The organism is Pantoea sp. BS_8, assembly GCF_041954965.1.
GTDB lineage: Bacteria > Pseudomonadota > Gammaproteobacteria > Enterobacterales > Enterobacteriaceae > Pantoea > Pantoea stewartii.
Map to the genome: position 1 here is coordinate 160,084 of NZ_JAVAXU010000005.1, position 25,208 is coordinate 185,291.

28 protein-coding genes, 1 pseudogene and 1 riboswitch are annotated in these 25,208 nt (G+C 54.6%); of the genes and pseudogenes, 16 read left to right on the forward strand and 13 right to left on the reverse strand.

Annotated elements, in window-relative coordinates; translation table 11 throughout:
• The first annotated feature begins 199 nt into the window (after positions 1–199).
• Positions 200–1,570: an aldehyde dehydrogenase family protein gene (locus RAC65_RS12255; RefSeq protein ID WP_058708870.1), complete on the forward strand. Its 1,371-nt coding sequence runs from the start codon at positions 200–202 to the stop codon at positions 1,568–1,570.
• 125 nt (positions 1,571–1,695) lie between these two features.
• Here the strand turns inward: RAC65_RS12255 and zigA are convergent, their stop codons facing one another.
• Positions 1,696–2,928, reverse strand: a complete 1,233-nt coding sequence (zigA, locus tag RAC65_RS12260) for a zinc metallochaperone GTPase ZigA (protein WP_375096754.1) — start codon at positions 2,926–2,928, stop codon at positions 1,696–1,698.
• Between the two features lie 220 nt (positions 2,929–3,148).
• On the opposite strand from zigA, the gene RAC65_RS12265 reads away from it, so the two are divergent.
• From RAC65_RS12265 to RAC65_RS12280, 4 genes are read left to right on the forward strand one after another with little or no spacing between them, the layout of a single operon-like run.
• Entirely contained in the window at positions 3,149–4,675 is a 1,527-nt protein-coding gene (locus RAC65_RS12265) for an ABC transporter substrate-binding protein (protein WP_375096755.1), read from the forward strand.
• Positions 4,675–5,610, forward strand: a complete 936-nt coding sequence (locus RAC65_RS12270) for an ABC transporter permease (RefSeq protein ID WP_205959538.1) — start codon at positions 4,675–4,677, stop codon at positions 5,608–5,610. The genes RAC65_RS12265 and RAC65_RS12270 overlap by 1 nt, the downstream gene beginning before the upstream one ends.
• Positions 5,607–6,398, forward strand: coding sequence for an ABC transporter permease (locus RAC65_RS12275; RefSeq protein ID WP_039339572.1), 792 nt, complete (start codon positions 5,607–5,609; stop codon positions 6,396–6,398). The genes RAC65_RS12270 and RAC65_RS12275 overlap by 4 nt, the downstream gene beginning before the upstream one ends.
• Positions 6,383–7,795 carry an ABC transporter ATP-binding protein gene (locus RAC65_RS12280; protein WP_375096756.1) on the forward strand — a complete coding sequence of 471 codons (1,413 nt, stop codon included), beginning with the start codon at positions 6,383–6,385 and terminating at the stop codon, positions 7,793–7,795. The genes RAC65_RS12275 and RAC65_RS12280 overlap by 16 nt, the downstream gene beginning before the upstream one ends.
• A 12-nt stretch (positions 7,796–7,807) precedes the next feature.
• Here the strand turns inward: RAC65_RS12280 and RAC65_RS12285 are convergent, their stop codons facing one another.
• The gene (locus RAC65_RS12285; protein WP_277284895.1) at positions 7,808–8,356 is read right to left on the reverse strand and encodes a helix-turn-helix domain-containing protein; all 549 of its coding nucleotides are present in this window, start codon (positions 8,354–8,356) and stop codon (positions 7,808–7,810) included.
• Between the two features lie 102 nt (positions 8,357–8,458).
• On the opposite strand from RAC65_RS12285, the gene RAC65_RS12290 reads away from it, so the two are divergent.
• The 6 genes from RAC65_RS12290 (at position 8,459) to RAC65_RS12315 (ending at position 12,636) form a co-directional block, all read left to right on the forward strand.
• The gene (locus tag RAC65_RS12290; protein ID WP_039339577.1) at positions 8,459–9,124 is read left to right on the forward strand and encodes an AzlC family ABC transporter permease; all 666 of its coding nucleotides are present in this window, start codon (positions 8,459–8,461) and stop codon (positions 9,122–9,124) included.
• Complete coding sequence (locus RAC65_RS12295) at positions 9,121–9,441, forward strand: AzlD domain-containing protein (protein WP_277284893.1); 321 nt, start codon at positions 9,121–9,123, stop codon at positions 9,439–9,441. Before RAC65_RS12290 ends, RAC65_RS12295 begins: the two co-directional genes overlap by 4 nt.
• A gap of 77 nt (positions 9,442–9,518) precedes the next feature.
• A riboswitch (TPP riboswitch) is annotated at positions 9,519–9,638 on the forward strand.
• Between the two features lie 138 nt (positions 9,639–9,776).
• On the forward strand, positions 9,777–10,721 hold the full coding sequence (locus RAC65_RS12300) for an FAD-dependent oxidoreductase (protein WP_375096757.1): 945 nt from the start codon (positions 9,777–9,779) through the stop codon (positions 10,719–10,721).
• On the forward strand, positions 10,706–10,903 hold the full coding sequence (gene thiS / locus RAC65_RS12305) for a sulfur carrier protein ThiS (RefSeq protein WP_277284889.1): 198 nt from the start codon (positions 10,706–10,708) through the stop codon (positions 10,901–10,903). Before RAC65_RS12300 ends, thiS begins: the two co-directional genes overlap by 16 nt.
• A gap of 2 nt (positions 10,904–10,905) precedes the next feature.
• Positions 10,906–11,664, forward strand: a complete 759-nt coding sequence (locus tag RAC65_RS12310) for a thiazole synthase (RefSeq protein ID WP_205952977.1) — start codon at positions 10,906–10,908, stop codon at positions 11,662–11,664.
• 9 nt (positions 11,665–11,673) lie between these two features.
• A complete protein-coding gene (locus RAC65_RS12315) occupies positions 11,674–12,636 on the forward strand; it encodes a ThiF family adenylyltransferase (protein ID WP_375096758.1) in 963 nt (320 codons plus the stop codon).
• Between the two features lie 22 nt (positions 12,637–12,658).
• Here RAC65_RS12315 and RAC65_RS12320 read toward each other — a convergent pair whose 3' ends face one another.
• From RAC65_RS12320 to RAC65_RS12330, 3 genes are read right to left on the reverse strand one after another with little or no spacing between them, the layout of a single operon-like run.
• The gene (locus RAC65_RS12320; RefSeq protein ID WP_006122039.1) at positions 12,659–13,123 is read right to left on the reverse strand and encodes a GNAT family N-acetyltransferase; all 465 of its coding nucleotides are present in this window, start codon (positions 13,121–13,123) and stop codon (positions 12,659–12,661) included.
• 59 nt (positions 13,124–13,182) lie between these two features.
• On the reverse strand, positions 13,183–13,785 hold the full coding sequence (locus tag RAC65_RS12325) for a LysE family translocator (protein ID WP_054634070.1): 603 nt from the start codon (positions 13,783–13,785) through the stop codon (positions 13,183–13,185).
• Positions 13,786–13,837: 52 nt separating this feature from the next.
• On the reverse strand, positions 13,838–14,212 hold the full coding sequence (locus tag RAC65_RS12330) for a VOC family protein (protein ID WP_006122041.1): 375 nt from the start codon (positions 14,210–14,212) through the stop codon (positions 13,838–13,840).
• A gap of 65 nt (positions 14,213–14,277) precedes the next feature.
• Between RAC65_RS12330 and RAC65_RS12335 the strand changes: the two are divergent.
• Positions 14,278–14,672, forward strand: a pseudogene (locus tag RAC65_RS12335) (YybH family protein).
• A 17-nt stretch (positions 14,673–14,689) separates the two neighbouring features.
• Here the strand turns inward: RAC65_RS12335 and RAC65_RS12340 are convergent.
• Positions 14,690–15,103 carry an ASCH domain-containing protein gene (locus RAC65_RS12340; protein WP_039339591.1) on the reverse strand — a complete coding sequence of 138 codons (414 nt, stop codon included), beginning with the start codon at positions 15,101–15,103 and terminating at the stop codon, positions 14,690–14,692.
• A 59-nt stretch (positions 15,104–15,162) separates the two neighbouring features.
• On the reverse strand, positions 15,163–15,714 hold the full coding sequence (locus tag RAC65_RS12345; RefSeq protein WP_033742311.1) for a thioredoxin domain-containing protein: 552 nt from the start codon (positions 15,712–15,714) through the stop codon (positions 15,163–15,165).
• Positions 15,715–16,057: 343 nt separating this feature from the next.
• Between RAC65_RS12345 and RAC65_RS12350 the strand changes: the two genes are divergently transcribed.
• From RAC65_RS12350 to RAC65_RS12360, 3 genes are all read left to right on the forward strand, one after another.
• A complete protein-coding gene (locus tag RAC65_RS12350; RefSeq protein WP_277284881.1) occupies positions 16,058–16,642 on the forward strand; it encodes a flavin reductase family protein in 585 nt (194 codons plus the stop codon).
• Positions 16,643–16,654: 12 nt separating this feature from the next.
• On the forward strand, positions 16,655–17,671 hold the full coding sequence (locus RAC65_RS12355) for an NAD(P)-dependent alcohol dehydrogenase (protein WP_006122045.1): 1,017 nt from the start codon (positions 16,655–16,657) through the stop codon (positions 17,669–17,671).
• A gap of 112 nt (positions 17,672–17,783) precedes the next feature.
• Positions 17,784–18,311, forward strand: coding sequence for a sterol desaturase family protein (locus RAC65_RS12360; RefSeq protein WP_033742309.1), 528 nt, complete (start codon positions 17,784–17,786; stop codon positions 18,309–18,311).
• Here RAC65_RS12360 and crtB read toward each other — a convergent pair.
• From crtB to RAC65_RS12390, 6 genes are all read right to left on the reverse strand, one after another.
• Complete coding sequence (crtB, locus tag RAC65_RS12365; protein ID WP_162286577.1) at positions 18,250–19,179, reverse strand: 15-cis-phytoene synthase CrtB; 930 nt, start codon at positions 19,177–19,179, stop codon at positions 18,250–18,252. The genes RAC65_RS12360 and crtB overlap by 62 nt on opposite strands.
• On the reverse strand, positions 19,176–20,654 hold the full coding sequence (locus tag RAC65_RS12370; protein WP_375096759.1) for a phytoene desaturase: 1,479 nt from the start codon (positions 20,652–20,654) through the stop codon (positions 19,176–19,178). Before RAC65_RS12370 ends, crtB begins: the two co-directional genes overlap by 4 nt.
• Positions 20,655–20,665: 11 nt before the next feature.
• A complete protein-coding gene (gene crtY, locus RAC65_RS12375; protein WP_006122049.1) occupies positions 20,666–21,814 on the reverse strand; it encodes a lycopene beta-cyclase CrtY in 1,149 nt (382 codons plus the stop codon).
• A complete protein-coding gene (locus tag RAC65_RS12380; protein WP_277284861.1) occupies positions 21,798–23,093 on the reverse strand; it encodes a glycosyltransferase in 1,296 nt (431 codons plus the stop codon). Before RAC65_RS12380 ends, crtY begins: the two co-directional genes overlap by 17 nt.
• A gap of 9 nt (positions 23,094–23,102) precedes the next feature.
• Positions 23,103–24,014 (reverse strand): polyprenyl synthetase family protein, encoded by a 912-nt coding sequence (locus RAC65_RS12385; RefSeq protein ID WP_033742307.1) that lies wholly within the window; start codon positions 24,012–24,014, stop codon positions 23,103–23,105.
• Positions 24,015–24,260: 246 nt separating this feature from the next.
• On the reverse strand, positions 24,261–24,791 hold the full coding sequence (locus RAC65_RS12390; protein WP_039339604.1) for a YtfJ family protein: 531 nt from the start codon (positions 24,789–24,791) through the stop codon (positions 24,261–24,263).
• 96 nt (positions 24,792–24,887) lie between these two features.
• On the opposite strand from RAC65_RS12390, the gene RAC65_RS12395 reads away from it, so the two are divergent.
• Complete coding sequence (locus RAC65_RS12395; RefSeq protein WP_375096760.1) at positions 24,888–25,178, forward strand: hypothetical protein; 291 nt, start codon at positions 24,888–24,890, stop codon at positions 25,176–25,178.
• Positions 25,179–25,208 lie beyond the last annotated feature (30 nt).

Below are 25,208 nucleotides of genomic sequence, written 5' to 3' on the forward strand. Positions count from 1 at the left end.
CAGCGATAACAGATCATAGTGATGTTTCTCTGAATAGCGTTTTTTTTAAAAAAGATAAGGTAACTGCCACCCGTCCCGGACAAACGCACTCACTTGTACCTTCATTTTTCAGAAACAAGTTCATCACTATTATTCATTTTTCATCAGTATTACGACGGCGTATGGTGACAGAATTTCGTCATTACTAAGGATCACGATCATGACTGACTTTGCCATTTCGCGTAATCCCACAACGGGTGAAATTCTTGCAAAATATCCAATGCAAACCGCTTCTGAACTGGAGCAGACGTTAGACTCAAGTGCCAAGGCCAGTAAAGCGTGGCGGCAAAGCAGCATGGACATGCGTGTCAACGTACTTCGTCAACTGAGCGAACAACTTCGCCAGCGTGAGCCAGAACTGACGCGAATGATAACCCTGGAAATGGGTAAACCTGTTGCACAGGCAAGAGCAGAGATCCTGAAATGTGCCAGTTTGTGTGACTGGTACGCTGAATTTGGCCCTGCCATGCTGCAAGACCAACCCTCACAGATTCCCGATGCGTGGCAGTCATTCCGGCCAATCGGGACTATTCTGGCGGTAATGCCCTGGAATTTCCCCTTCTGGCAGGTTCTGCGCGGTGCTGTAGGGATGCTGCTGGCGGGTAACACTTATCTGCTTAAACACGCCCCTAATGTCATGGGAAGCGCAATGCTGATGGCAGAGCTGTTCGATGCTACAGATCTGCCTGAAGGCGGTTTTAACCTGATAAACGTCGATAACGAAGGCGTTTCAACCGCAATCCGGGATGATCGCATCGCAGCGGTTGCAGTAACAGGCAGCGTCCGGGCGGGTGCCGCTATAGCTGCCCAGGCGGGTGCGGCGCTGAAAAAAACCGTGCTGGAGTTAGGTGGTTCAGATCCTTTCATCGTGCTGGCCGATGCTGATCTTGATGAAGCCGTTAAATCCGCAGTCACAGGCCGTTTCCAGAACACCGGGCAGGTTTGTATGGCAGCGAAACGCTTTATCGTTGAAGCGCCGATTGCGGAAGCGTTTGAAATGCGTTTTGTTGAAGCCGTTAAGGCGCTTAAAATCGGCGATCCGCTGGATGAACAAACGTACATTGGCCCAATGGCCCGTTACGATCTCCGCGATGAACTGGATGACCAGGTCAAAGCGAGTCTGCGTGAAGGTGCACGTCTGGTGTTAGGTGGCGAAAAAATAGCAGGGCAGGGCAATTATTATGCACCGACGATCCTGTCTGATGTAACAAGTGACATGACAGCCTTCAGGCAAGAGCTTTTTGGGCCTGTCGCCGCTATCGCAGTCGCCCGTGATGCGGATCATGCGCTGGAAATCGCTAATAACAGCGAATTCGGACTTAGTGCAACGGTATGGACGAACAACACCGATCGTGCTGAGCAGATGACGGCAAACCTCGAAGTGGGTGCTGTATTTATCAATGGCAATGGTGCATCCGATCCACGCGTGACTATCGGTGGCGTGAAGAAGAGTGGCTATGGTCGTGAGTTATCGCACTTTGGCGTCCATGAGTTCTGTAATATTCAGACAGTCTGGAAAAACCGGCGCTAACCACTATTTTATTATCCCCTGAGTCTACCGGCGCAGCAGTGCGCCGGCTTACTGTCTTTTCCCATCGGATAACAACATTGATTTCTGCCTGACACAAAACAGGATCCTTTGCAGAAAAAGATCCGTTACGATTCTGCGTCATCGAACCAGCCGGGCAGGGGATCGGAAAGCGTCACCCAGTATCCCGGCCCCGCCGCCATTTCCTGAGGGGTTAACAAGGCGTGATCAAGCGCAGCACGCACTGCCGTTTCATCAATATCGATGCCGATAAAAACCAGTTCCTGTCGTGCATCGCCTGTCCCGTCTATCCAGTTGTCGGCAATAAACGCGAGGGATTCACTGTCCTGTGGCCATTTATCACGCGGGATACTGGCCCACCAGCTGCCTGCATAGCCATGCCGGGCTATCGCACCCGCCTGAGACCACGACGCTGCATATTCAGGACGGCTGGCCAGCCAGAAATAACCTTTCGAACGGATCACCCCCTCAAGCTGATGATTAACCGCATGCCAGAATCGTTCAGGATGAAACGGACGTCTTGCGCGATAGACAAAGCTACGAATACCGTACTCTTCTGTTTCTGGCTGATGCTCGCCGCGAAGTTCTTTTAGCCAGCCTGGTGCCTGAGCGGCCTGGTCAAAGTCAAACAGGCCGGTATCCAGTACCTGATCGAGCGGAACATTACCAAAATGGCTGGTGATAATGCGCGCCCGTGGATTCAACCTGTGCAGCATCGCTTTGAGCGTGCGTTGATCCTCATGGCTGATAAGATCGGTTTTGTTCACAATCAAAACATCGCAAAATTCAATCTGATCGATCAGCAAATCCACAACCGAGCGCTCATCCTCTTCGCCCAGTGATTCGCCACGCGCCTGTAAGGAGTCCAGTGAACGGTAGTCACGAAGAAAGTTATAACCATCCACAACAGTGATCATGGTATCCAGCCTTGCCACCGTCGACAGGCTTTCACCTTCTTCATCGGCAAAGGTAAACGTTTCGGCAACGGGCAGCGGTTCGGAAATGCCGGTTGATTCAATGACCAGATGGTCGAAACGACCTTCCGACGCCAGCCGTTTCACCTCCAGCAAAAGATCCTCACGTAGCGTGCAGCAGATGCAGCCGTTACTCATTTCCACCAGCTTTTCATCCGTACGAGACAGTGCCGCACCGCCATTACGTACTAAGGCTGCATCGATGTTGACTTCCGACATGTCATTGACAATCACGGCGATGCGCCTGCCTTCACGGTTATTGAGGATATGGTTGAGAAGGGTGGTTTTGCCTGCCCCGAGAAAGCCGGACAGCACGGAAACGGGCAAACGTTTGTCTGTGGGCGATGAAAGAGAGTGGCCTGACATGAAATGATCCTTAAATGGCGAATATATTATGTTATAACATAACAAAATAGCGGCCATTTTCAATATGCTTTGTTGGATTCAGGGTTTCCATTTCTTTGCTGTTAAGACTGAAAGCGAGCAGGCTGATGCGACTGGCTGAGCGTTAAACGGGTTCATATTTTAATTGTTATGTTATAACATAATTAATTCTGGGAAACATTATGTGGTAAACAGACATATCATGACACAATTCAAATACTGGTTTTTCGGTACGCTTACTGGCCTGCTGTTTGCGTCATTAAGTGCTTACGCCGATCGCAATCAGCCCGTTCGCATTGCCGCACCTTTCGAGATTAAAGGTCCCGATCCCGCCCTTTCAGGCGACATTCTGCTTCGTATGGATGTGGTGGAAACGCTGGTGGAAACGGATGAGAAAGGCAAGGCGGTACCCGCGTTAGCCGAAAGCTGGGACATTTCGCCTGATGGGCTGCAATGGCATTTTACGCTGCGGAGCAACGCCCATTTTCATGATGGATCGCCTGTTACTGCTGAGAGCGTCGTAAAATCGCTGAATACCGCCCGCAGTAAGCCAGGTTTACTCGACAAGGCACCCATTACGTCGGTCAGCGGAGAAGATCGGCGTGTGACGGTCACGCTGAGCGAGCCTTTCACGCCGCTGCTGGCAGTGCTGGCTGAAAGCCGTTCGCAAATCCTCGCGCTGAGTTCCTGGGACGATACCAATACCATTACGCGCGTCATCGGCAGTGGCCCTTTCCAGCTCGTCAGTTTTCAGCCACCTCAGTCACTGAGTGTAAAACGGTTTGAAGGATACTGGGGAGAGAAACCCAGCATTGAACGTGCCCGTTATTTGTCCGCGGGTCGGGCCGAAACGCGCGCATTACTTGCAGAAAGTGGTGATGCGGATTACGTCTTTAATCTGGACGCCGCCAGCCGTCAGCGCTTGTCACACAAAAGTTCACTACAGGTGCTTACCGTTTCCGTACCCCGTACGGTGATGCTGAAGCTGAACGTCGCTCATCCGTTCCTGAAGGAACAAACCACGCGCGAAGCGCTCAGCCTGGCGATCAATCGGAATGCGCTGGCTGCGGCCATATTACGCTATCCCGGTGCGGCAACACAGATGTTCCCGCCCTCTATGGCCGGGTGGCACAACGCGTCTTTACAGCCTCTGGATTATGCTCCTCAGCGTGCCGCCGCCTTACTGGCACAGTCCGGATGGATATCCGGCCGGGACGGCATGTTAACCCGCGCTGGCCAGCGCTTTACCCTCACGCTGCTGACATATCCCGATCGCCCCGAGCTGCCCTTAATCGCCATGGTCATTCAGCAACAACTGCGAGAGGTCGGAATCGAGGTCATCATCAATTCAACCAATTCCAGTGAGATACCCGCGCGTCATCATGATGGCAGCCTGCAAATGGCGCTCTATGCCCGTAATTTCGCCCTGACGCCGGATCCTGGCGGCACGCTACTTCAGGATTACGGTTCGCAGGGAGGTGACTGGGGCGCAATGAACTGGCACGACAACGCGTTTGATAAGGCGCTCAGCACGCTTTCACGTAGCAACGATCCCGATCAACGACAGCAGGCAAGAGCGGTCATCACCGCCGCATTACAGCGTGATTTACCGGTTATTCCGGTTGCCTGGTACCAGCAGTCAGCAGCAGTAAACGCGAAGCTCGCCGCCATAAAACTGGATCCCTTTGAACGCCATTTTGGCCTGCGTGAAATGAAATGGGCGGAATAATGCTTAAACAACTCGTCTGGCGCCTGGGTCAGGCTGCCTTTGTGATTTTTGCCGTCGGTATTTTAACGTTCGTTTTAGTACAGGCGTTACCGGGCGATATGGCCTGGCGCATTGCGTCGGGACGATATGGTTATGACCGGGTCGACCTGGCGGCGGTTACCCGCGTGCAGCAACAGCTGACGGACTTTTCCGCTCAGGGAAATGCACTATGGCACTGGATGTGGGATCTGCTGCGCTTCGATTTCGGGCGATCTCTCGTCTCAGGCGAGCCGGTCAGCAGTGAGCTGGGCTGGCAGTTAACACAAACCCTTGCTCTGGCCGGTGTAGCACTGCTGATGATGTTGATTCTCATTATTCCTGCGGGGGTCTGGGCAGGATGTCGGCCGGGCGGTGTTGTTGATCGGCTCATTAACGTGCTGGCACCCACGTTTAAATCGATTCCACATTTTGCCCTGGGTTTACTTCTGATTATGTTGTTTTCGCTGCGCCTGAACTGGCTACCCAGTGCGGGGCATGGGGAAGGGCAACATGTCATCCTGCCGGCGCTGACGCTGGCATTAACGCTGAGCGCGGTAGGGGCGCGTGTTGTCCGCGAGGCAACCTGTCAGGCTGTGAAAGCAGGCTGGTATCGCTGGGGAGCGCAAAAGGGCCTTTCCGCGCCGCACCTGTTTTTGCGACATGGTTTGCGCAATCTCAGTGTCCCTGTCGTCACCTGGATCGGCATGCAGTTCGTCTGGTTAGTGGAAGGTGTGGTGGTAATCGAAACTCTTTTTGCCTGGCCAGGTGTCGGACACGCGCTGGTACATGCGATTTTTGCCCGGGATGTTCCGGTGATTCAGGCCAGTGCGGTGGTACTGGGATTGACCTTTGTCACCTTAAATATGCTTGTTGATGGCGTGTGTTATGTCCTGGATCCCCGAGGTAAACGCGTATGACGTACCGCCAAAAAACGGGGCTGGTGATAATTTTAACCTTGCTGGCCTTTGCGTGGCTGATGCCATTGTTTGATCAGAACGATCCCCTGCAGCAGGATTTGCTGCAGATGTTAACGCCGCCCTCGGGTAACGCGTGGCTGGGTTATGACCATTTAGGGCGCTCAATGCTGGCGCGCCTGAGTGCGGCGCTGAGATTGTCGCTGGGGCTGGCGGCCCTGTGTGTGATTACAGCAATGCTCATGGGGCTGCTGGCGGGAATAGCCAGCGCCTGGTACGGCGGATGGGTCGATCGACTTTTCGGTATGCTGGCCGACATGTGTCTGGCGCTGCCGGGCCTGCTGTTAGTCCTGCTGCTCGCCGCAATCGCACCTGACGCGCCGCTCATGTTATGGCTGGGACTTTCACTGGTACTGTGGGTGGAATTTTTCCGTGTGACGCGCGCCACGCTGCGGCCTGTGGTCATGTCGCCAGCCGTTCAGTCATCTTCACTGCTTGGCTTCTCCATTGTTTATCTCTTTCGCCGACATCTTTGGCCGGCCCTGTCTCCGTTATTGCTGACACTGACCGTCTATGCATTCAGCAATGCCATTATGGCCGTATCGGCGCTGGGATTTATCAGTGTTGGCGTTCGTCCACCCACACCTGAGCTGGGCCTGATGATGACGGAGCTGTTCCCCTATGCCTGGGAAGCGCCCTGGCTATTACTGCAGCCTGTGGTTGTGCTGTTTATCCTGCTGGTGGGGCTGAATTTGTTGGTCAACAAGGAGCGCAAATGGCAAGCATCGTAATCAAACAGGTCGCCGTCTTCGCGGATACCTGCATTGTTGAGCCTGTAAGTCTGATCATCCATCCCGGCAGGCCCGTCACCTTCATTGGTGAGACAGGATCGGGAAAAAGTTTGTTTGCGCAGGCGATTTTCGGCGCCTTACCCGACGGACTGCGCGCTGAAGGAACGGTAGTCATTGACGGGCAGCAATATAATCTGCGAACCGATCTGACAGCACTCCGTGCGCTGTGGGGACACCGTATTGCCGCTCTACCTCAGGAGCCCTTGCTGGCGCTTGATCCGACGATGCGTGTGAAAGGCCAGACAGAAGAGGGTTATCGGTACATACAGGGGTACACGCGTCAGGGCGCGCAGCAGGCGGCAGGTTTGGCGCTGGACTCGCTGGGGCTGGCCCACGCGGCAAAGCGTTTCCCCTGGCAGCTTTCCGGTGGAATGGCCCAACGGGTGTGCTTTGCCGCTGCGCGGGCGGGCGGTGCCACTCTGCTTATCGCGGATGAACCGACGAAAGGACTGGATGTGGCGCGACGGGACGAAATTGGTGACATGCTCAACCTGGCCGTAGCCCGCGGCGAAGCCTTGCTGACCATCACCCATGATATCGCGCTGGCCAGGCAGTTAGGCGGTGACATTGTCGTGATGCATAAGGGAAAGGTGATTGAGCAGGGCAATGCCACGCAAGTCCTGAATGCACCGCAGAAGGCTTATACGAAACAGTTGCTGGCCGCCGAACCCCATGCCTGGCCACCGGCCACGTTGCTGCCCTGTGATGACACCCTCGTATTACGGGCCGAAGGGCTTACTCTGAAACGCGCCGGGAAAACGTTGTTCCGCAATGTAAATTTATGCTTTCGCGCCGGTGAAATCGTTGGGCTTTATGGTGAGAGCGGCAGTGGCAAAAGCAGCCTGGGAGATACGCTATCGGGCTTGATTAAGCCCGATAAGGGAACGATAACCCGACCGGGCAGGTTTCATCCGTTGCGTTATCAAAAACTGTACCAGGATCCTTCTGCGGTTTTTCCACCGGATATCACTATGGCCCAGATCATCGACGATCTGCTGCAGCGCCACACAATTCCGGTGAGGCGACGTGATGAGCGGATGCGCCAATTGGGGCTCGGACAGGCGTTGTTACACCGTCCGGCTTCAGGATTGTCAGGCGGTGAGCTTCAGCGGTTTTCGCTGCTTCGGGCGATGTTGCTGAATCCCGTGTTCCTGTTTGCCGATGAACCCACGTCGCGTCTCGATCCTGTGGTTCAGCAACAGACGCTGGCCTTACTGACTGACCTGGCCATGCAGCAACGCTGCGCCATTCTGCTGGTCAGTCATGATCTCACGCTACTTGAGAGGAGTGCACATCGGGTCATTTCCCTTGATGCGATTAGCCTGCCTGATGACTGAGGCAGAGCATCCTCAGATGTGCTCCATGACCAGCACGGCCAGCGTATCCGGCTTCAGCGCACGAAAAATATGTTCAGTGTCGCCGGGATAGCTGATGTAGTCGCCCGGTGCCAGTTCGACGGGCGAGTCTGTGGGCCCGACCAGCGCGCGTCCCTGAGTCAAGATGAGATGCTCAATGGTGTTCGGCGAATGCGGTTGCGAGCGGCGCTCGCTGCCGGGCTGGATGTGCAGCAGATAGATATCCCGTCGCGCACCGGGCGGACAGGTTGCCAGCAGGACGGCTTTATAATCCGCCTGCTCGGCGGCAACGGCAGGGCCTTCACCGCGACGAATAACCTGCAGGCGGTTCGCTTCCGGCTCCATCAGGCGGGCAAACGGAATATTCAGGGCAACGCAAAGTGACCACAATGTCTCAATGCCAGGATTACCGTTTCCCGCCTCAAGTTGAGAAAGGGTCGACTTTGCTATGCCAGCCCGACGCGCGACTTCTGCGAGAGTCAGTCCTGCCCGCTGGCGCTCTCTGACTAAACTGCTGGCGATAATATCAATGGGTGTACTCATCCTGCATCCTGTTCGTTATGGCGAACGTATCGTTCATCTTGTAATGCTGCTGCGGTCCGTTCATTATAATGGGTATATCGTTCGTTATGGGATCTAATCGTGATGCTGGATAAAAAAGAGACGCTGGACAAGGGCGTGATAAAAGCCATTTTCCTTGTCTGTCTTGCCGATGGCATTGTTGGCCTGTCATATGGTTCGCTCGCTCTTGCAGAGGGTTTTCCGTTTTGGGTGCCGCTGGCGTTATCGACGCTGGTGCTGGCGGGGGCGTCTGAGTTCCTGTTTATCGGTATCGTGGCGGGCGGTGGCAGTCCTCTCACGGCGGCAGCGGCGGGGCTGTTGGTTAATGCGCGTCATCTTCCTTTTGGTATCACTGTCAAGGATTTGGTCGGTCAGGGCAGACGGGGTCTGCTAGGATGCCACATCATGAATGACGAAAGTGTCGTGTTTGGCATTTCCCAGCCTACGCTGGCGCAACGTCGCCAGGCATTCTGGATATGCGGCATCAGTATTGGCGTGATCTGGCCTGTAACCGTAATGGCTGGCGCGGCGATAGGGCAGTTTATTCCGAATGTGTCTGCTATCGGCCTGGATGCGGTCTTTCCCGCGATCCTGATTGCGCTGATCTTTCCTGCCTTACGCAAAGCGCGCACCCGCATTCCTGCTATGACTGGTGCGTTTTTGTCGCTGGTGGTCACGCCTTTCGTACCTGCCGGTATGCCCGTATTGTTTTCCTTGCTGGGCCTCTTTACATGGAGATCGCGCAAATGAATCACGCCGTGATTATTGCAGGTATTGCGTTGCTGGCTGCTGGCACCTACGCCATCCGTTTCGCGGGTGTTAAACTCGGCAATCGTCTGCCCGTCAGTGAACGAACCCAAAACATGTTATCCGATGCTGCCACTGTACTGCTGCTTGCGGTTGCGGCAACCACCACGCTGTTTGAAGGCCAGCATTTTGCAGGGATGGCCAGAGTGCTGGGTGTCGGGTTTGCCCTGTTCCTTGCCTGGCGTAGAGCTCCGCTGATTTTCATTATTCTGAGCGCGGCCTGCATGACGGCGTTGTTGCGCTATATGGGTGTACCCTGAATGCGCTATTTATCTTGCCGGACCCGGCGATAAATTGCGTGTCAGCCTTGACGAACAGCGTCGCTTAAAATACAACTAGAACCCGTCAGGGGAGTCTCGCCAGAGAGACTGAGAGGCTAATAGCGCCATGCGCGGCTTAGCGACCCTTAGAACCTGACCCAGTTGATACTGGCGTAGGAAGACGGGCATCTGCGCATCGCGTAGATGCTTGCCGCAGAGCCTGTTTCTGTCAGGCTTGTGCTTTTTCCCTTCTTGTATCGCGGGTCTCTGAGAGCTAACAGAGAGGCCAATGTGACTATCCTTATTCCGTTTTTACCCCATCAGGATGGCGGACAATGAGCCGCTGGTCAGTGCTGGGCAGCGGTGTATCCGGACTCTGTATCGCGACGTTACTGGCCGAACACGGCGAGAAGGTTGAAGTCATTACACGACCGAATTGTCAGGCGGCGTCCTACTGGGCTGGCGGCATGCTGGCCCCCTGGTGTGAGGCAGAAAGTGCGCCTCAGCAGGTCGTTGAATGGGGACAGCACGCTGCAGCGTGGTGGGCAGCCCGCGTAAGTGGCGTTGAACAGCAGGGCACACTCGTACTCACGCCACCGCGTGACAGCGCCGAACTTACCCGGTTTGCCAGCATGACCACAGCGCATCAGTGGGTTGCGCCAGGTGACATCGAACCCGCGCTGGAAAACCGCTTCGCCCGGGGATTACTTTTCCCGGCTGAAGCGCATCTCGATCCGCGTCAGGCAATGCAACAGTTACGTGCACGTCTGGTCAGCGCGGGCGTCAGTATTCACGCTGGCAAGCCCAGCGGACGCATTATTGATTGCCGCGGTATTCATGTGCGTGAGGCACAGCCAGCCTTGCGTGCGGTGCGGGGCGAAATGCTAATCCTGCAAACGGATGAGATCACGTTTTCCCGACCTTTACGCCTGCTGCATCCCCGTTTTCCCTGCTATCTGGTTCCCCGGGCGCAGGGTCACTTTATGCTCGGGGCCACCATGGTTGAGAGTCAGGATACCAGCCCCATCAGCGCGCGCGCCATGATGGAGCTGCTGAGCGCTGCTTACAGCATTCATCCTGCGCTTGCCGAAGCGCGCATTATCGAAAGCGGGACGGGGTTACGTCCTGCTTATCACGACAACCTGCCCGACGTGCGTTATGAAAACGGCGTCTTTTCCATTAACGGCATGTATCGTCATGGCTTTCTGCTGGCACCGGTTATGGCCGAAAAGCTCATGCATCGACTTGCAACAGAGAGACTACTATGCGAATCGAACTAAATGGTTGTGCTATCGAGACGAAAGCCGGGACGCTTGCGGAGTTGTTAGAAGAGCAGGGCATTGACGCTGGCTGTGTGGCCAGTGCCCTCGATGGAACCTTTGTTCCCAGAGAGCGCTATGCCTCACAGTTGCTTGAGGCCAACTGCCGTCTGGAAGTGCTGTCGCCGATGCAGGGAGGTTAATCATGTTTTACGACTACACGGGCGAGTCCCGTTTTTTACTGGGCACGGCCGGTTATCCCTCACCGGATATTCTTCAGCAGGCTGTTGTGGCCTCCGGTGCGGATATCATCACGGTCAGTCTGCGTCGGGAAGGAAGTCAGGGTGGGGCCTTTCGCGATTTACTGAAAACGCTGAATAAGCGCGTGTTACCCAATACGGCGGGTTGCCATACCGTCAGGGAAGCCGTCACGACGGCGCATATGGCGCGCGAACTGTTTGCCACGCCGTGGATCAAACTGGAAGTGATCGGGCACGCGGATACCCTGCAACCGGATCCTTTCGCCCTGGTGGAGGCCGCCCGTATTTTATGTGCCGAAGGTTTTCATGTTTTTCCTTACACCACAGAAGATCTGATTGTGGGCGAAAAACTGCTGGAAGCGGGCTGTCAGGTGCTGATGCCCTGGGGCGCGCCCATTGGCTCGGGGCAGGGGCTACGCAATATTGACGGTTTACGCACCATGCGTGCCTGGTTTAAAGACGTTCCGCTGATCATTGACGCAGGGATCGGTGCTCCCAGCCAGGCGGCGCAGGCGATGGAGCTGGGCTTTGATGCCGTGTTGCTGAATACCGCCGTCGCGAAATCCCACGATCCGGTACGCATGGCGGGAGCGTTTGCCAGTGCCATTCAGTCAGGACATCAAGCGCGGTTGGCCGGCATGATGGAACGTCGGGATATGGCGGTCGCCTCCACGCCCGTTTTTGGTCTGGCGCAGTTCAGTTAAGGAGCGAAAATGTCGCGATATCAAAGACAGACTATGTTGCCCGAAGTCGGGGATGAGGGGCAGCAGGCGCTGGCTGCAGCCCGCGTTCTGGTCGTGGGCGCGGGTGGACTCGCGTCAACCCTGTTGCCCCTGCTCGCAGGTGCCGGCGTGGGCTATATTCGGCTGTATGATCATGATGTCGTGACGCTGCATAATTTGCATCGCCAGACGTTGTTTACCGTTGCCGACATTGGCGAGCCCAAGGTTTTCTGCGCGCAGCGTGCGCTGGCGCAACGCAATCCTGACATACTCATCGAGCCGCATGTTGATGCCCTGCGTGCCAGCATTATCGATACGGCAATGACAGGGATTGATTTGGTCATTGACGCCGCAGACAATTTTACAGTGACCTATCTGCTCTCCGACAACTGCTATGCCCGACGAATTCCCCTGGTGAGTGCCTCAGTGCTGGGAAGACAAGGTTATGTTGGCGGATTCTGCGGCGGAGCGCCCAGCTATCGCGCGCTGTTTCCCCGTTTACCCAAAGCATCAGGCAACTGCAACACTGCGGGGGTTTTAGGCCCGGCGGTCGCCACCTTAGGCGCAATGCAGGCTCAGATGGCGCTCAGCATACTGCTAACGCTGTCGCCGTCACCGTTAGGGGGCATGATTAACTGTGATTTTGTGTCATGGCAACTGCGTCAGTTCCGCTTTGACGCGGCACCGGAACCGGAAAAACCCGGGATTCCGTTTATTGATCCTGCCTTGTTGACGCCAGACGACTGCGTGGTGGAGCTACGTGGGATGGATGAAGCCCCCGTGAGCGTCAGCACGAATGCTGAGAGGCTACTGCCACAGGATATTGCCTGCTGGCAGCCGCCCGCGGATAAGCGCATTGTTCTGGTCTGCGCCAGCGGCATGCGTGCCGCTCAGGCCGCGCAGGCACTGGAGGCGCGTGGCTGTGAGCGGCTGGCCATCATCGCCGACCGCTAAATCTGACGGAAAAGCAGGCTTATCAGGCCCGGTCTGAACGACGGGCCTGATAGATATCGGGTCGGGTAATCGTCCAGGCGTAATCGGGCCGGTTGACGGGCTCGTAACCGAACTTTTTATATAGCCATGGCGCGGTTGAGGTGAACAGTAGCATCCTGCGAAGTTTATCCACGATGGGATGGGACTGACAGCAGGTAATCAGCCAACCTCCCAGACCTGCGCCCTGATACTCTTCCAGCACGTAGACATCACATAAATAGGCAAAGGTGGCGTAATCAGTAACAAAGCGGGCAAATCCGATCTGCTGTTGATGATGAAAAAGGCCAAAATTTAAGCTGTTCTCTACCGACAGGGCCACGGTTTCTCCATCAATACCGGCTGCCCATGTTGAGCGGGTGAGATAGCGATGAATCGCCTCAATATCCATCCTTGCGCGATCTGTCGTGATCAGATAATCGTCTTTATACCATTGCTGAACGGCTACCATCTGTTTCCCTCTGCCTTCCGATATGAATGAAAGTTATGATGACCGCGTTGAGCTGACGATCAGGATACCAGGTTGTGTACGGCAATCACTATCAGCAAAAGGCCCCCTGCCATGTTTACATAGCGTTTCAGAACAACGGGATTCACGCTTTGCGCTGAAAAAACCAGTAGCTGGCTGATAAGCGTGAGCCAGAGACACATCACTACAATGTGTACGGTGGCCAGGCTCAGGAAGGCAGCCAAATCGGTTCTGTCGCCTGTAAACTGGGAAACCACCGTCAGGTAAAACAGGATAGCTTTAGGGTTAATGACGTTGGCCAGCCAGGCGCCTTTTATCGTCACCGCGCTGTCCATGGCGTTCAGCGTAAAGGTTTTTGTCTTTATCCCGGTGATAAACAGCAGTCCGCCAAGCCACAGTAAATAAACGCCCCCCACGATTTTTAACCAGGTGAACAGTGTGGATGACGCCACCAGCGCCGTCGACAGCCCCAGTCCAATCAGCAGCGCGTGCGTGTAAATACCCAGCGCAGTGCCGAACAGTGTTTTAAACAAGCCTCTGTAGCCTGATGTAAGTGCACTGTTCATCGCCAGAGTGAAACTCGCCCCAGGTGACAGCGCAATCGGCAACAGTGCAGGCAGAAAGCCAGCGAGATTAATATCCAACGGCTCTCCGTTTACAAGGCTTTTTCGCTGCGTGTACAGAACCGATCATACTCTATGACGGATTGTAAAAAGCACACAGCTTGTTACCGGTGGGATCTCTGAGATAAGCGACACAGCGACCATCGGTCTCTCTGATATGCGGTGGGGATTCAGCCGAGGTTCCACCGTTTTCGAGACCCTGCTGATGCCAGCGGAAGACGGCGTCAGATGAGGGCATCGCAAAGCCAATGGTTCCGCCATTGGCAAAGGTGGCCGGTTGACCATTAATGGGCTTAGTGACAATAAAACGCTGGTTATTTTTCGAATAAAAAGGGCGGCCTATGGCATCAATTCCCTGCTCTTCACACGCTATTACGGCAAAAATGGCGTCATAGAATTTTTTAGCCTGTTCAATATCGTCTGTACCAACAACCATATGACTAAACATGATTAACTCCTTTTAACATCGGTAAGCATATACTTAACATACCCGCAATGTGTGCGGAAGAGCTGATGAATGAGCTACCTGTTTTACAGGTTATCAAACGATGCGACAGGGCGATGACTTCCCGTGATTACGACGCATTGATGCAGCACTATGCAGAGGGTGCCAGCCTGATGATAAAGCCGGGAATGACGGTAACGGGCAAGGCCGCCATGCGTCGTGCTTTTAAGGCCATTGTTCAGGATAAGCGGGTGGTTGAGCAGGGCAGAATGGCGGTCACTGAGGGGGGGAAACGGCGCTGGTGATCATGGAAACCGTGCTGCGTTATCCCTGTCAGCAGGAAAACCATGTTGAAACGACCCGGCGCGCCACCTATTTGTTTCGCCGGGACAGCGATGGTCAATGGCGCTGCACCGTTGATTCGGCCTGCTGCCGCGGAATGAAACCGCCCGTTCGGATATAATACGAACGGGCGGTTAGTCAGATGACTTCCACCAGTTGGAAGGTTTCAAAGATCAGCTCCATTTCGGGACTGAATCCGCCGTTGCGCTGGAAGAAGCGTTGATGTTCACGCTGCCAGTACTCAAGACTCAGGTCGCCTTCTCCTTCCATCATGGCCATTTCCGGCGTGACGCGATCAAAGCGCGTCAGAAAAAGCCCGGTCGTTCTGACGACGCACAGCGGTTTTTTCTCGCCATCTAAAATAATGTTGTAACCGCCAGGTAGCGGCCTGACGTCGTCATCGTACCAGCCCTGCAGTGAGCTGCAGGTGGCAATTTTCTTCCCGGTCAGGACCAGGGTCGCCAGTTCATTCGCCAGCGCAGGTGAATCGCCAAATGACCACGACAGTGCGCCAGGATATTTAGCCTTTATTTGTTCCACATTCATTGTCATGGGAATATTACGTCCGTTTATGGGTTATCCACTCAGTTTGTGTGCATCGCAGGGGAATATCAGGCCAGAAGGCGTTCTGCCCACTGTTCAACCGAATCGCCGCTGCCGATATCGGGCTGGACCAGACCATTAATCATGAAGGTTGGCGAAACATGAATCCCGTTCTGACGGGCATACTTACAGTGCCATTTCACCAGATTTTGTAAGTCAGGGCGATCGAAAGCCGCATAAGCATCAATGCCGCTGTAATCCCTGAGCCGTGCCAGGAGTTGGTTAGGCGTGGTGTCCATGTTAGGACCACGGCAGTGGTCAGTGAACTCAAACGCTTCGCGGTGATCGGCCACCGCCTGGAGGACGGCTTTAGCCGCCGCTTTACCTTGTACTGAGGCGGCAAGAATATAGCGCACAATAACCCCGGAATACATATGCCAGGGCTGGGACTGAAGATGGACTTTAAGCGTCATCTTATCTTCTCCGACCAGGCTCAGGAGCGCATCCAGCTTATTGAAAGCCCGAACGGAGAAAGGGCAGGTGGGCTCGATAAAAACTTCAAAAAGATGAGGCCCATGACCCCAGGTAAGCGGTTCTGCCCGTAGTGTTTCAGTGTTCATAGCGGCTCCTGTTGTAAAGCATGAAAGTGGGTTTCAATGACTGTGACAAACTTAGCCAGGTTCTGCCAGTGCAGACCTTATTTTAAACTGATAAGGATTAATCTCATTTCTCTCACATCAAACCAAACCAAACTAGAATTAGCTATCCGGCGGTTTCGCTTCAAAGGCGAGCACTATCAGATTTCATCAATGTTAAATCATGATATTAAACATTATTTTTAACGTTAAGGCACAAAGCGGCAAACTGAAGCGAAATAAAAGCCGCTAAGGTAACGCGCTTTATTCCCTGATATTGGGGTTCAGTCGCGTCATTTATGCCTGGTTCAGGTCTGAGGAACACTGCATGTCGCATTTTCGTCCGGTAGCGCTGGAATACGCAAGCCGTCTGCTTAATCACGGTCCCACGGTGTTAATTACCAGTCGCGACAGTCAGTCAAAGCGCCGCAACATCATGGCCGCAGCCTGGTCGGTACCCGTTGAGTTCACACCAGCAAGAATGGCTATCGTTGTGGATAAATCCACATTGTCACGTGAGATCATTGAAGCCAGCGGGGCATTTGGCATTTGTGTACCGGCGGCGGGTTTTGTGGATATGGCTTATGCGGTGGGCAGCACGTCCGGGCGCGATCAGGACAAGTTTGCCGACTTCGCTATTCAGGCTCACGAAAGTCCGCACTATGGCGTGCCGTTGCTGGAAGAGAGCTGTGTCGCGTGGATGGAATGCCGTCTGCTGCCTGAAACGGAAGCGCAACAGGCCTATGACACGCTGTTTGGTGAGGTGATCACTGCGGCGGCTGACAGCCGGGTATTTTATGACGGCCGCTGGCATTTCGAGGCCGTGGATCCCGCGCTCCATACATTACATCATCTTGGCGGTGGTCAGTTCGTGACCGTTGCGAATACGCTGACTGCCAAATCAACGCGTTAAAAGAGGTACAGAATGACAATTAAGAGTTACGCAGCCATGCAGGCGGGACAAGCGCTGGAGCGTTACGACTATGATCCCGGCCCGTTGGACGCTGAAGATGTTGAAGTCGAGGTTGAGTATTGTGGTGTCTGTCACTCCGACCTGTCGATGATCGATAACGAGTGGGGAATTTCGGCTTATCCCGTGGTTGCTGGTCATGAGGTCATCGGACGCGTAGCCGCACTGGGCGACAGTGCAAAAAATAAAGGGCTGAAAGTCGGTCAGCGTGTGGGCATTGGCTGGACGGCCAAAAGCTGCCAGCACTGCGATCCCTGCATCAGTGGCGATCACGTTAACTGTGCACAGGGTACGACGACGACCATCGGCAACCACGGCGGTTTCGCTGAGAAGCTGCGTGCTAACTGGCAATGGGTCATTCCGCTGCCGGAAAAACTGGATCCTGCCACGGCAGGCCCACTGCTCTGCGGCGGTATCACGGTATTTAAGCCTCTGCTGATGCACAACATCACGGCGATGAGCCGGGTTGGTGTGATCGGGATTGGTGGACTGGGTCATATCGCCATTAAAATCCTGCATGCCATGGGGGCGGAAGTAACGGCGTTCAGTTCATCTGAAAGCAAAAAGCAGGCTATCCTCGACATGGGGGCAGACCATGTGGTGAACAGTCGCGATCCCGAGGCGCTGAAAGCGCTGGCCGGTCAGTTCGATCTGATTATCAGCACTGTCGCGGTCGATCTTGACTGGCAGCCGTACTTTGCGGCACTGGCTCCTCGCGGCAAGTTCCATACGGTCGGCGCGGTGCTGAAACCTTTCGATGTCCCGGCTTTTAGTCTGATTCTGGGTGACCGTGCCGTTACTGGCTCGTCAACAGGCTCTCCGGCTCAGTTACGTTCACTGCTGAAGCTGGCTGGTCGTGCAGATATCGCCCCGACGGTAGAGTACTTCCCAATGTCCAAAATTAACGATGCGCTGGCGCACGTACGCGCGGGTAAAGCCAATTACCGCGTGGTTCTGAAGGCGGATTTCTGATGCCAGGCGCGCCTTTCTGGCGCGCCTTTTCTCTTTCCCGTAAGTAGACGGGCTAATCTCTGTTAAAATTAACTCCTCACGCTTGATGCCGGACGTCTGTACTGGAGAGATTATGTTGTGGATTTGGAATGCCCTGATCGTGTTTATCACCGTGGTCGGCATGGAAGTGGTTGCTGCACTGGCACATAAATACATCATGCACGGCTGGGGTTGGGGCTGGCATCTTTCACATCATGAACCGCGTAAAGGCGCATTTGAAGTTAACGATCTCTATGCCGTGGTATTCGCCATTGTGTCGATTGCCCTGATTTACTTCGGCAGTACAGGAATTTGGCCGCTCCAGTGGATTGGTGCAGGCATGACCGCTTATGGTTTACTGTATTTTATGGTCCACGACGGACTGGTACACCAGCGCTGGCCGTTCCGCTACATACCGCGCAAAGGCTACCTGAAACGGTTATACATGGCCCACCGTATGCATCATGCTGTAAGGGGAAAAGAGGGCTGCGTGTCCTTTGGTTTTCTGTACGCGCCACCGTTATCTAAACTTCAGGCGACGCTGAGAGAAAGGCATGCGGCTAGATCGGGCGCTGCCAGAGATGAGCAGGACGGGGTGGATACGTCTTCATCCGGGAAGTAACTGCCTGACCGGATGCCGTCAGCAAAAGCGTTAATTTTTCGGCGGTGGACGTGGACTGGCGATGATCCCAGGCCTGCTTACCGGCCTGTTCAACTTTCACGCCAATTTTACGGTACACCTGCTTCGCTGTCGCGATGGCCCAGGCCGAGCGTAAGGGTAATTGTGCCAGACCGGCCATTGATGATACGTAATAGGGTTCCGCTTCCCGTACCAGTCGCCCGGCGATACGGCTTAAGGCCTGCCGGTTTTCTGGCGTAGCATAATTCGCTTTCGTCAGTCCTTCCTGTTCCAGCCAGCTTTCAGGCAGATAACAGCGGCCCACCTGAGCATCGTCGACAATATCACGCGCAATGTTGGTCAACTGGAAAGCCAGCCCGAGATCGCAGGCGCGATCGAGCGTGGCGTTATCGCGAACGCCCATAATTTGCGCCATCATCAGGCCCACAACACCGGCGACGTGATAGCAATAACGCAGCGTATCGTCCAGTGTCAGGTAGCGCGTTTCGCGCACATCCATGGCAAAACCTTCCAGATGGTCGAACGCGTAGGCGGGAGCGATATCATGCGCCATCGCGACTTCCTGAAACGCGGCAAAAGCGGGCTCGTGCATTTGCGAACCGGCGTAGGCCTGACGCGTTTTCATTTCAAGCTGCTGCAGGCGCTGCTCAGGCATCTGCGAAGAGGGCTGGTCGGCATGAAAGCCCAGTGTTTGATCGTCAATGACGTCGTCGCAGTGGCGGCACCATGCGTAAAGCATCAGCACGCTGCGACGGGTTTTGGCGTCGAAAAGCGTCGATGCAGTCGCAAAGCTTTTCGAGCCAACCGCCATGGTTTCGACGGCATGATTCAGTAATGACGTATTCGTCAAATCAGGTCCTCCAGCATTAAGCCTGCCGTCGCCTTCGCCGAGCCGATTACGCCGGGAATGCCCGCGCCAGGATGGGTGCCTGCGCCAACCAGATAAAGATTATCAATGTGCTTATCGCGGTTATGTGGTCGGAACCAGGCGCTCTGGGTCAGAATAGGTTCAACCGAGAAGGCCGAACCTTGCCAGGCATTGAGCTCGTCGCGGAAATCGAACGGCGTAAACATACGGTGCGTCACCAACTGGCTTCGCAAGCCAGGCATGTAATGTTGCTCAAGGTAGTCAAAAATACGATCGCGCAGTCGGGGTCCTTCTACCGCCCAGTCGAGGTTCGCCGTGCCTAAGTGTGGAACAGGCGCCAGCACATAATAGCTGCCGCACCCTTCCGGTGCCAGTGACGGATCCGTGACACAAGGTGCGTGTAAATAAAGCGAAAAATCCTCAGCCAGACCATCATGGTTAAAAATTTCGTGAATCAGTTCACGGTAGCGTGGCCCAAAACAGACGGTATGATGGGCGAGCTGATCGTGATGATGGTTGAGACCAAAATAGAGTACAAACAGTGAGTTACTCATACGCTTGGATTGCAGTTTTTTCGCCTGCTTAGCGGCTGCGGGATGCTGAGACAGCAGATCGCGATAGGTATGTACAACATCAGCGTTCGACGCCACCGCGCAGGTTTCAAACCGTCTGCCGTCTTCCAACTGCACGGCCTGAATCTTGTCCCCAACGGTTTCCATATGAGTGACCCGGGCGTTAAGCACGACTTCGCCGCCCAGCTCCTGAAACAGCTTGATCATGCCATTGACCAGCGCACCGGTTCCACCGCGTGGAAACCAGACGCCCCATTCCCGTTCTAACGCGTGAATCAGCGTATAAATGGACGAGGTTGCAAACGGATTCCCCCCCACTAAGAGCGAGTGAAAAGAAAACGCCTGCCGAAGATGCTCATCCTCAATGTAGCTGGCAACTTTACTGTAAACGCTGCGCCACGCCTGCAGCTTTGCCAACTGGGGCGCGGCCCGAAGCATGTCTTTGAACGATAAAAAAGGCACAGTGCCGAGCTTCAGATAGCCCTCATTGAATACGGCACGCGAATAGTCAAGGAACGCTCGATAACCCGCAACATCGCGCGGATTAAACTGCTGTATCTGCGCTTCTAACTGGGCCTGGTCGTTATCGTAATTGAAGACCTTGCCGGACTCCCAGCACAGGCGATAAAACGGCGTGACCGGCAACAGCTCGACGTAATCCTTAAGCTGTTTACCGGCGAGAGCAAACAGTTCTTCAATCGCGCTGGGATCGGTGATAACGGTAGGGCCTGCATCAAAAATAAAGCCCTGCTCCTGATAAACATAAGCCCGGCCACCCGGCTTGTCGCGCTGCTCAAGCAGCAAAACAGGAATACCTGCGGCCTGTAAACGAATTGCCAGTGCCAGGCCACCAAAGCCCGCACCAATTACCGTAGTTGGTTTCATGTAGTCGCTCTTCAACGATGAGTCGTCATAATTGCCTGCAATGCCGCGAAAACGGGAACGGGCGGCTTGCCGCTCAGAATGCGTAGCCGATCGGTCACGGTGAGTTTTCCCGCATAAAAGCGGGCAATCAAATCCTCGGGTAAGCCATAGAAACGCTGCATCACACGCCAGCGTGACTCGGCCGGTCCGGCTAAAAACAACATGCGATTCAGCATGCGGAAAAACCCCTGTTGCTGCCAACGTTGCTGGGCAAAGTGAGCAATCGTCTGGTGAACAGAGGAAGAGGTAAACACATCCAGCGCGCTGAGACGATCGGCCAGTGCCACCGCGAGCGGTAGGGAGTAGCCGGTTGTCGGATGAAACAGCCCGGCGCGTAATCCGCTACAGGCTTGTGGTTGCTGTTGCCAAAACTGACGATTATCGCCCGTTAACGTAATGGGCAATGCACCCTGTTCTTCCCGCAGCAACGTCTGTAACGGCCAACCCTGTCGCGCAGCATAATCGCGAATGTTCTGACGCGCCCGTTCGGCCTGAAGATTAGCCTTGTCAATGTAGTGTGTGTCTTCGATCAGCAGTGCGGTTGCGGAAAGCGGCAGGGTATAAACAAAGCGGTAGCCATTTTGCTGATCGACCGTCGCATCCATGATAATCGGTGACGATAAACCATGCGGCGCGCTCAGTTGCCACTCCTGACCGATAAATGCCTGGAATCCTACGCGTAGTGCAGAATCAGGCGTGTAACCCCGTCCGTCGATCACTGTACTGGCATGAATAATCCGGCCATCCGCTAACTGGACCGATTCAGCATGAACGGCTGAAACCGCGGTATGCAGCCATAAATGTTGTCCAAACTGTTGCCGGAGTATCCCGGCGAAATGCCGGGAGGTCACGCAGTAGTAGCCACTGTTCACATGGCGACGGCGCTGGGGGAAACGAACCTGGTAGTCGGGCCAGTGATGGACCACAAGCGGCGCTATCCAGCGATGCTGGTTCAGCGTTAAATCCTCTTCATGAAAGGACCAGGTATGGTTCCCTCCCGCCTCAGGACCCGCCTCAATAAGCAAGATCCGCATATCCGGATGCTGTTGCTGAAGCCGGAGCGCGATAAGGCCGTTAGCCAGACCGGCACCGACCAGAATGAGATCATAGTGCGGTTGCATAATCCTGCCCACTGAGTACTGGCTGACAGGTCCGCATCGCCTGTTCAACAATATCGGCGGCGGCTGGTGTGCCGCCTGCCAGACGCAATGCGGCCTGAATTTTTGTCATACGCTGCGGGTAATCGGTGTTAGTCAGCAGCGATCGAATCTGCCGCGCCAGCGCATGGCTGGTGGTAAACCGAGACGCACGCTTGCCGATGCCATGATAAACAATACGTGATGCCACGCCAGGTTGATCAAATGCCAGCGGCAGCGCCAGTAGCGGTGTGCGGGAAGCAATAGCATCCAGTACCGTATTCATCCCACCATGGGTGATTGCCAACTGTGCCTGTGAAAGTGCTGCGGATTGATCGGCAAAATCCACAACCTGAATGTCCCCGCCCCGGGCCAGTTCACCTGCGTGCGTGGCTGAGAGGCCGCCACAGTGTGCCAACAGTAACTGCGCATCCACTTCTTCGCAGGCTTTGGCGATGGTCCTGAACAGGCCATAACGATGCCCCTGCAGGGTGCCCAGCGAGGCAAAAATACGGGGTTTGTCCGGGGACGGAAAATAAGAAGTTGCTGACCCCGGCGTCCCCTGGGGTTGCCGTAACGGTCCAACCGCATGAAAGCAGTCGGGCAGCGCTTTGCGGGGAAAATCCAGTTCGGGGATCAACTGGCTGATTTGTGCCAGTGGAGAAAAGCAGTGATGCAGTTTTTCACGCGGGGCTAAACCCATTCTGCATGCATGATGCGCGATCACACGATCGTGACGTCGCATCAGCCAGTCATAAATTTTTTCGCTGGTGGTATAGCGTTCCCGAGCCGCATCGCTGGTGCCGTACTCGAAAGGCATCACCGCCAGAGGCAAACCCGGTTCGCGGTTGAGCGGCAGCGCGCAGGCCACCGAAACAAACGGCAGACCTGACGCTTCTGCGACTACTGCACCTGCCGGCTCCATTTGATCAACGATCACGCCCTCTATCTGCAACGCATGAAAAGCGGCGGGCAGTTCCCGGCAAAGCATATCGCTGGTACGTGCCATTTCATTGATCAGTCGTAACATCGAGGGTCCGAGTGGGTGCGCGGCCAGGTGCAGCAGGTGCGATAAGGAACCGGGAGGATGCGTTTGCAGTCCGACGGTCTGGAATCCGATATCGCTGCCCGTTACCAGCGCTTTGCAGTCATGTTGCTGAAAAAACGTAACACGATGACCGCGGGCCACTAATTCCTGAGCAAGGTTTTGCAGAGCGCGAACATGGCTGAAAAAGGGCGGTGCAATCACCGCAAAATGGCTCATGCAGCATCCTTAACTGACGGCAGCGAGTTTTTTGTCAAACCAGGCCTGAATAAAAAGTTGGGTGGTGGAATGGCCGTTTTGGCATGCCGCGGAAAGGTGTTCACTGGCCAGGCGCAAATGCTGTCGCAGGCGTTCTTCGACCGCGCCTGAGCCTAATAAATTGACCAGCGTTGATTTACCTGCATCCTGATTGATGTCTTTGCCGGTATCGGTCATGCCATCGGTAAGATCGTCAAGCAACTGAAAGGCCTGACCGAGATCGAGCGAGAAACGATGCAGGTTCTCACGCGCTTCGCAGGACGCGTTGGCCGCAATGGACGCCATTTGCGTTGACGCGCAAAACAGCGTGCTGGTTTTAAACTGATTGGTTAGCAGTATGGCATCGGCGCTGCGGGGTTTATCGCCTTCCGAGAGGTCCTTAAACTGGCCCTGAACCAGACCCTGCATGCCAATCGCAGTGGACAGCTCCGACACCGCGCGAGTTTTGGCTATCGGCGTCAGACCTTCAGCCTCGGCAATCACCCCAAACGCTTTGCTGAGTAAAGCGACCGCCGCCAGAATCGCCACATGTTCACCGTACTGCGTGTGAATGGTGGGACGCCCCCGACGCATCTGCGCATCGTCCATGCAGGGCATATCATCCAGAATCAGCGAGGCAGCATGCACCATTTCAACCGCGCAGGCTAAATCCAGTAATCCCCCGTGACTGATCGCACAGCCAAGATCGCGCGCTGTTAATAACAGCAGCATCGGACGAATACGTTTGCCCGGTGCCAGCGTGCCTTCACGCATCGCGGCACCCACACAATCCCGCTCACCCTGAACCGGCAGTAACTGATCAAGGCGGCTATCAATATCAGCCAGCAACTGCTCAGCCGAAATGCCAGTAAGGTGAACGTGTTTTTTTGCGCAGACCGTCATTCGGGCTGTCCTTATTAACGGATACATTTACGACAACGCTAAAACGTGCGATGCCATTTTAAAAGACACTTTAACTGCCAGAGCATCGTTGGCAGGGCTACCCGTTTTTTTACCGTTCGGGTTTTCAGTTTTTATTGGGCTAAACCCATATAATTAATACTAGTTGAGCTTTAAGAAAAGAGGGGAAATTCATCAACCTCCGTCACTGCCCTCTGCCGGACTGGCCTTAATCACCTGGATCGTTCTTCAGCGCGTCAGCGCCCGTAATAGCGAAATAATCTGTGAAATGTCATCCGCGCTCAGGGGAGTGTCTTTGGCAAATTGCACATTGCCTTGTGCGTCAAGAACAATTGCCGCCGCCCCGCCCGGTTTAAGCTGCCAGCGATGGCGGGCAAGGCCACTGCTGTCAATGATGAACTGCTGCCACGGCGACGCTTTTTTACTGGAGCGAATGCTGTTAACCACAAAAATACTGCTGCCCGGCAGCGCATCGTCGGTATTAACGATGGTGGTTGTCTGAAAGGTCTTTTCCGGCAGACTGGCCTGCTGAATGGCGCTGATGAGGCCTGCGGACTGCTCTTTAGCCGATAACCGGCCAGCCACATGAATAAGTAAACGGGCTTTTCCTGTAAGTGACTGACTGTTCCAGGTTTGGTAGTGAATTTGACCGTTGCGTAACTGCATTTCACCTTTATCTGCGACAGAAACGGCCGGAACAGGTTTGCCCATCGTAAATGTGTGAGCATGAGACCAACAGGAAACAAGAAAAAGCACCATCAATCCATAACGTTGCACGTGGTCTTCTCATGTTGTCTTCAGGAGAACTTCCAGCTTAGCAACTTTCTCCCTCTTTCGTCTGTTTAATGCGTGTATATGACGCAGATCAATAAGAACTGCCCTGAATTGAACAAAAATGCAGCATTAACGACAGGTTGGGAGGTGAACATGCATGCAGAGTTTATGACATTACCCGAAATGGCGACCTATCTGGGTATTTCGCAAACAAGCCTGGTCAGAGCGCTTTGCAATCGTGGGGCGTTATATGGGGTACCATTGCCTGAGGGGCTGGAGCATCTGCCTTTGACGCAGCGTCACTGGTTACGCGAGGATGTGCGGCAGTTTAAACATGCGCTACAACGTGCCCATGTTATCCATCATCACTGAACGGACAAAACGTTATTATGCCTGACAGCA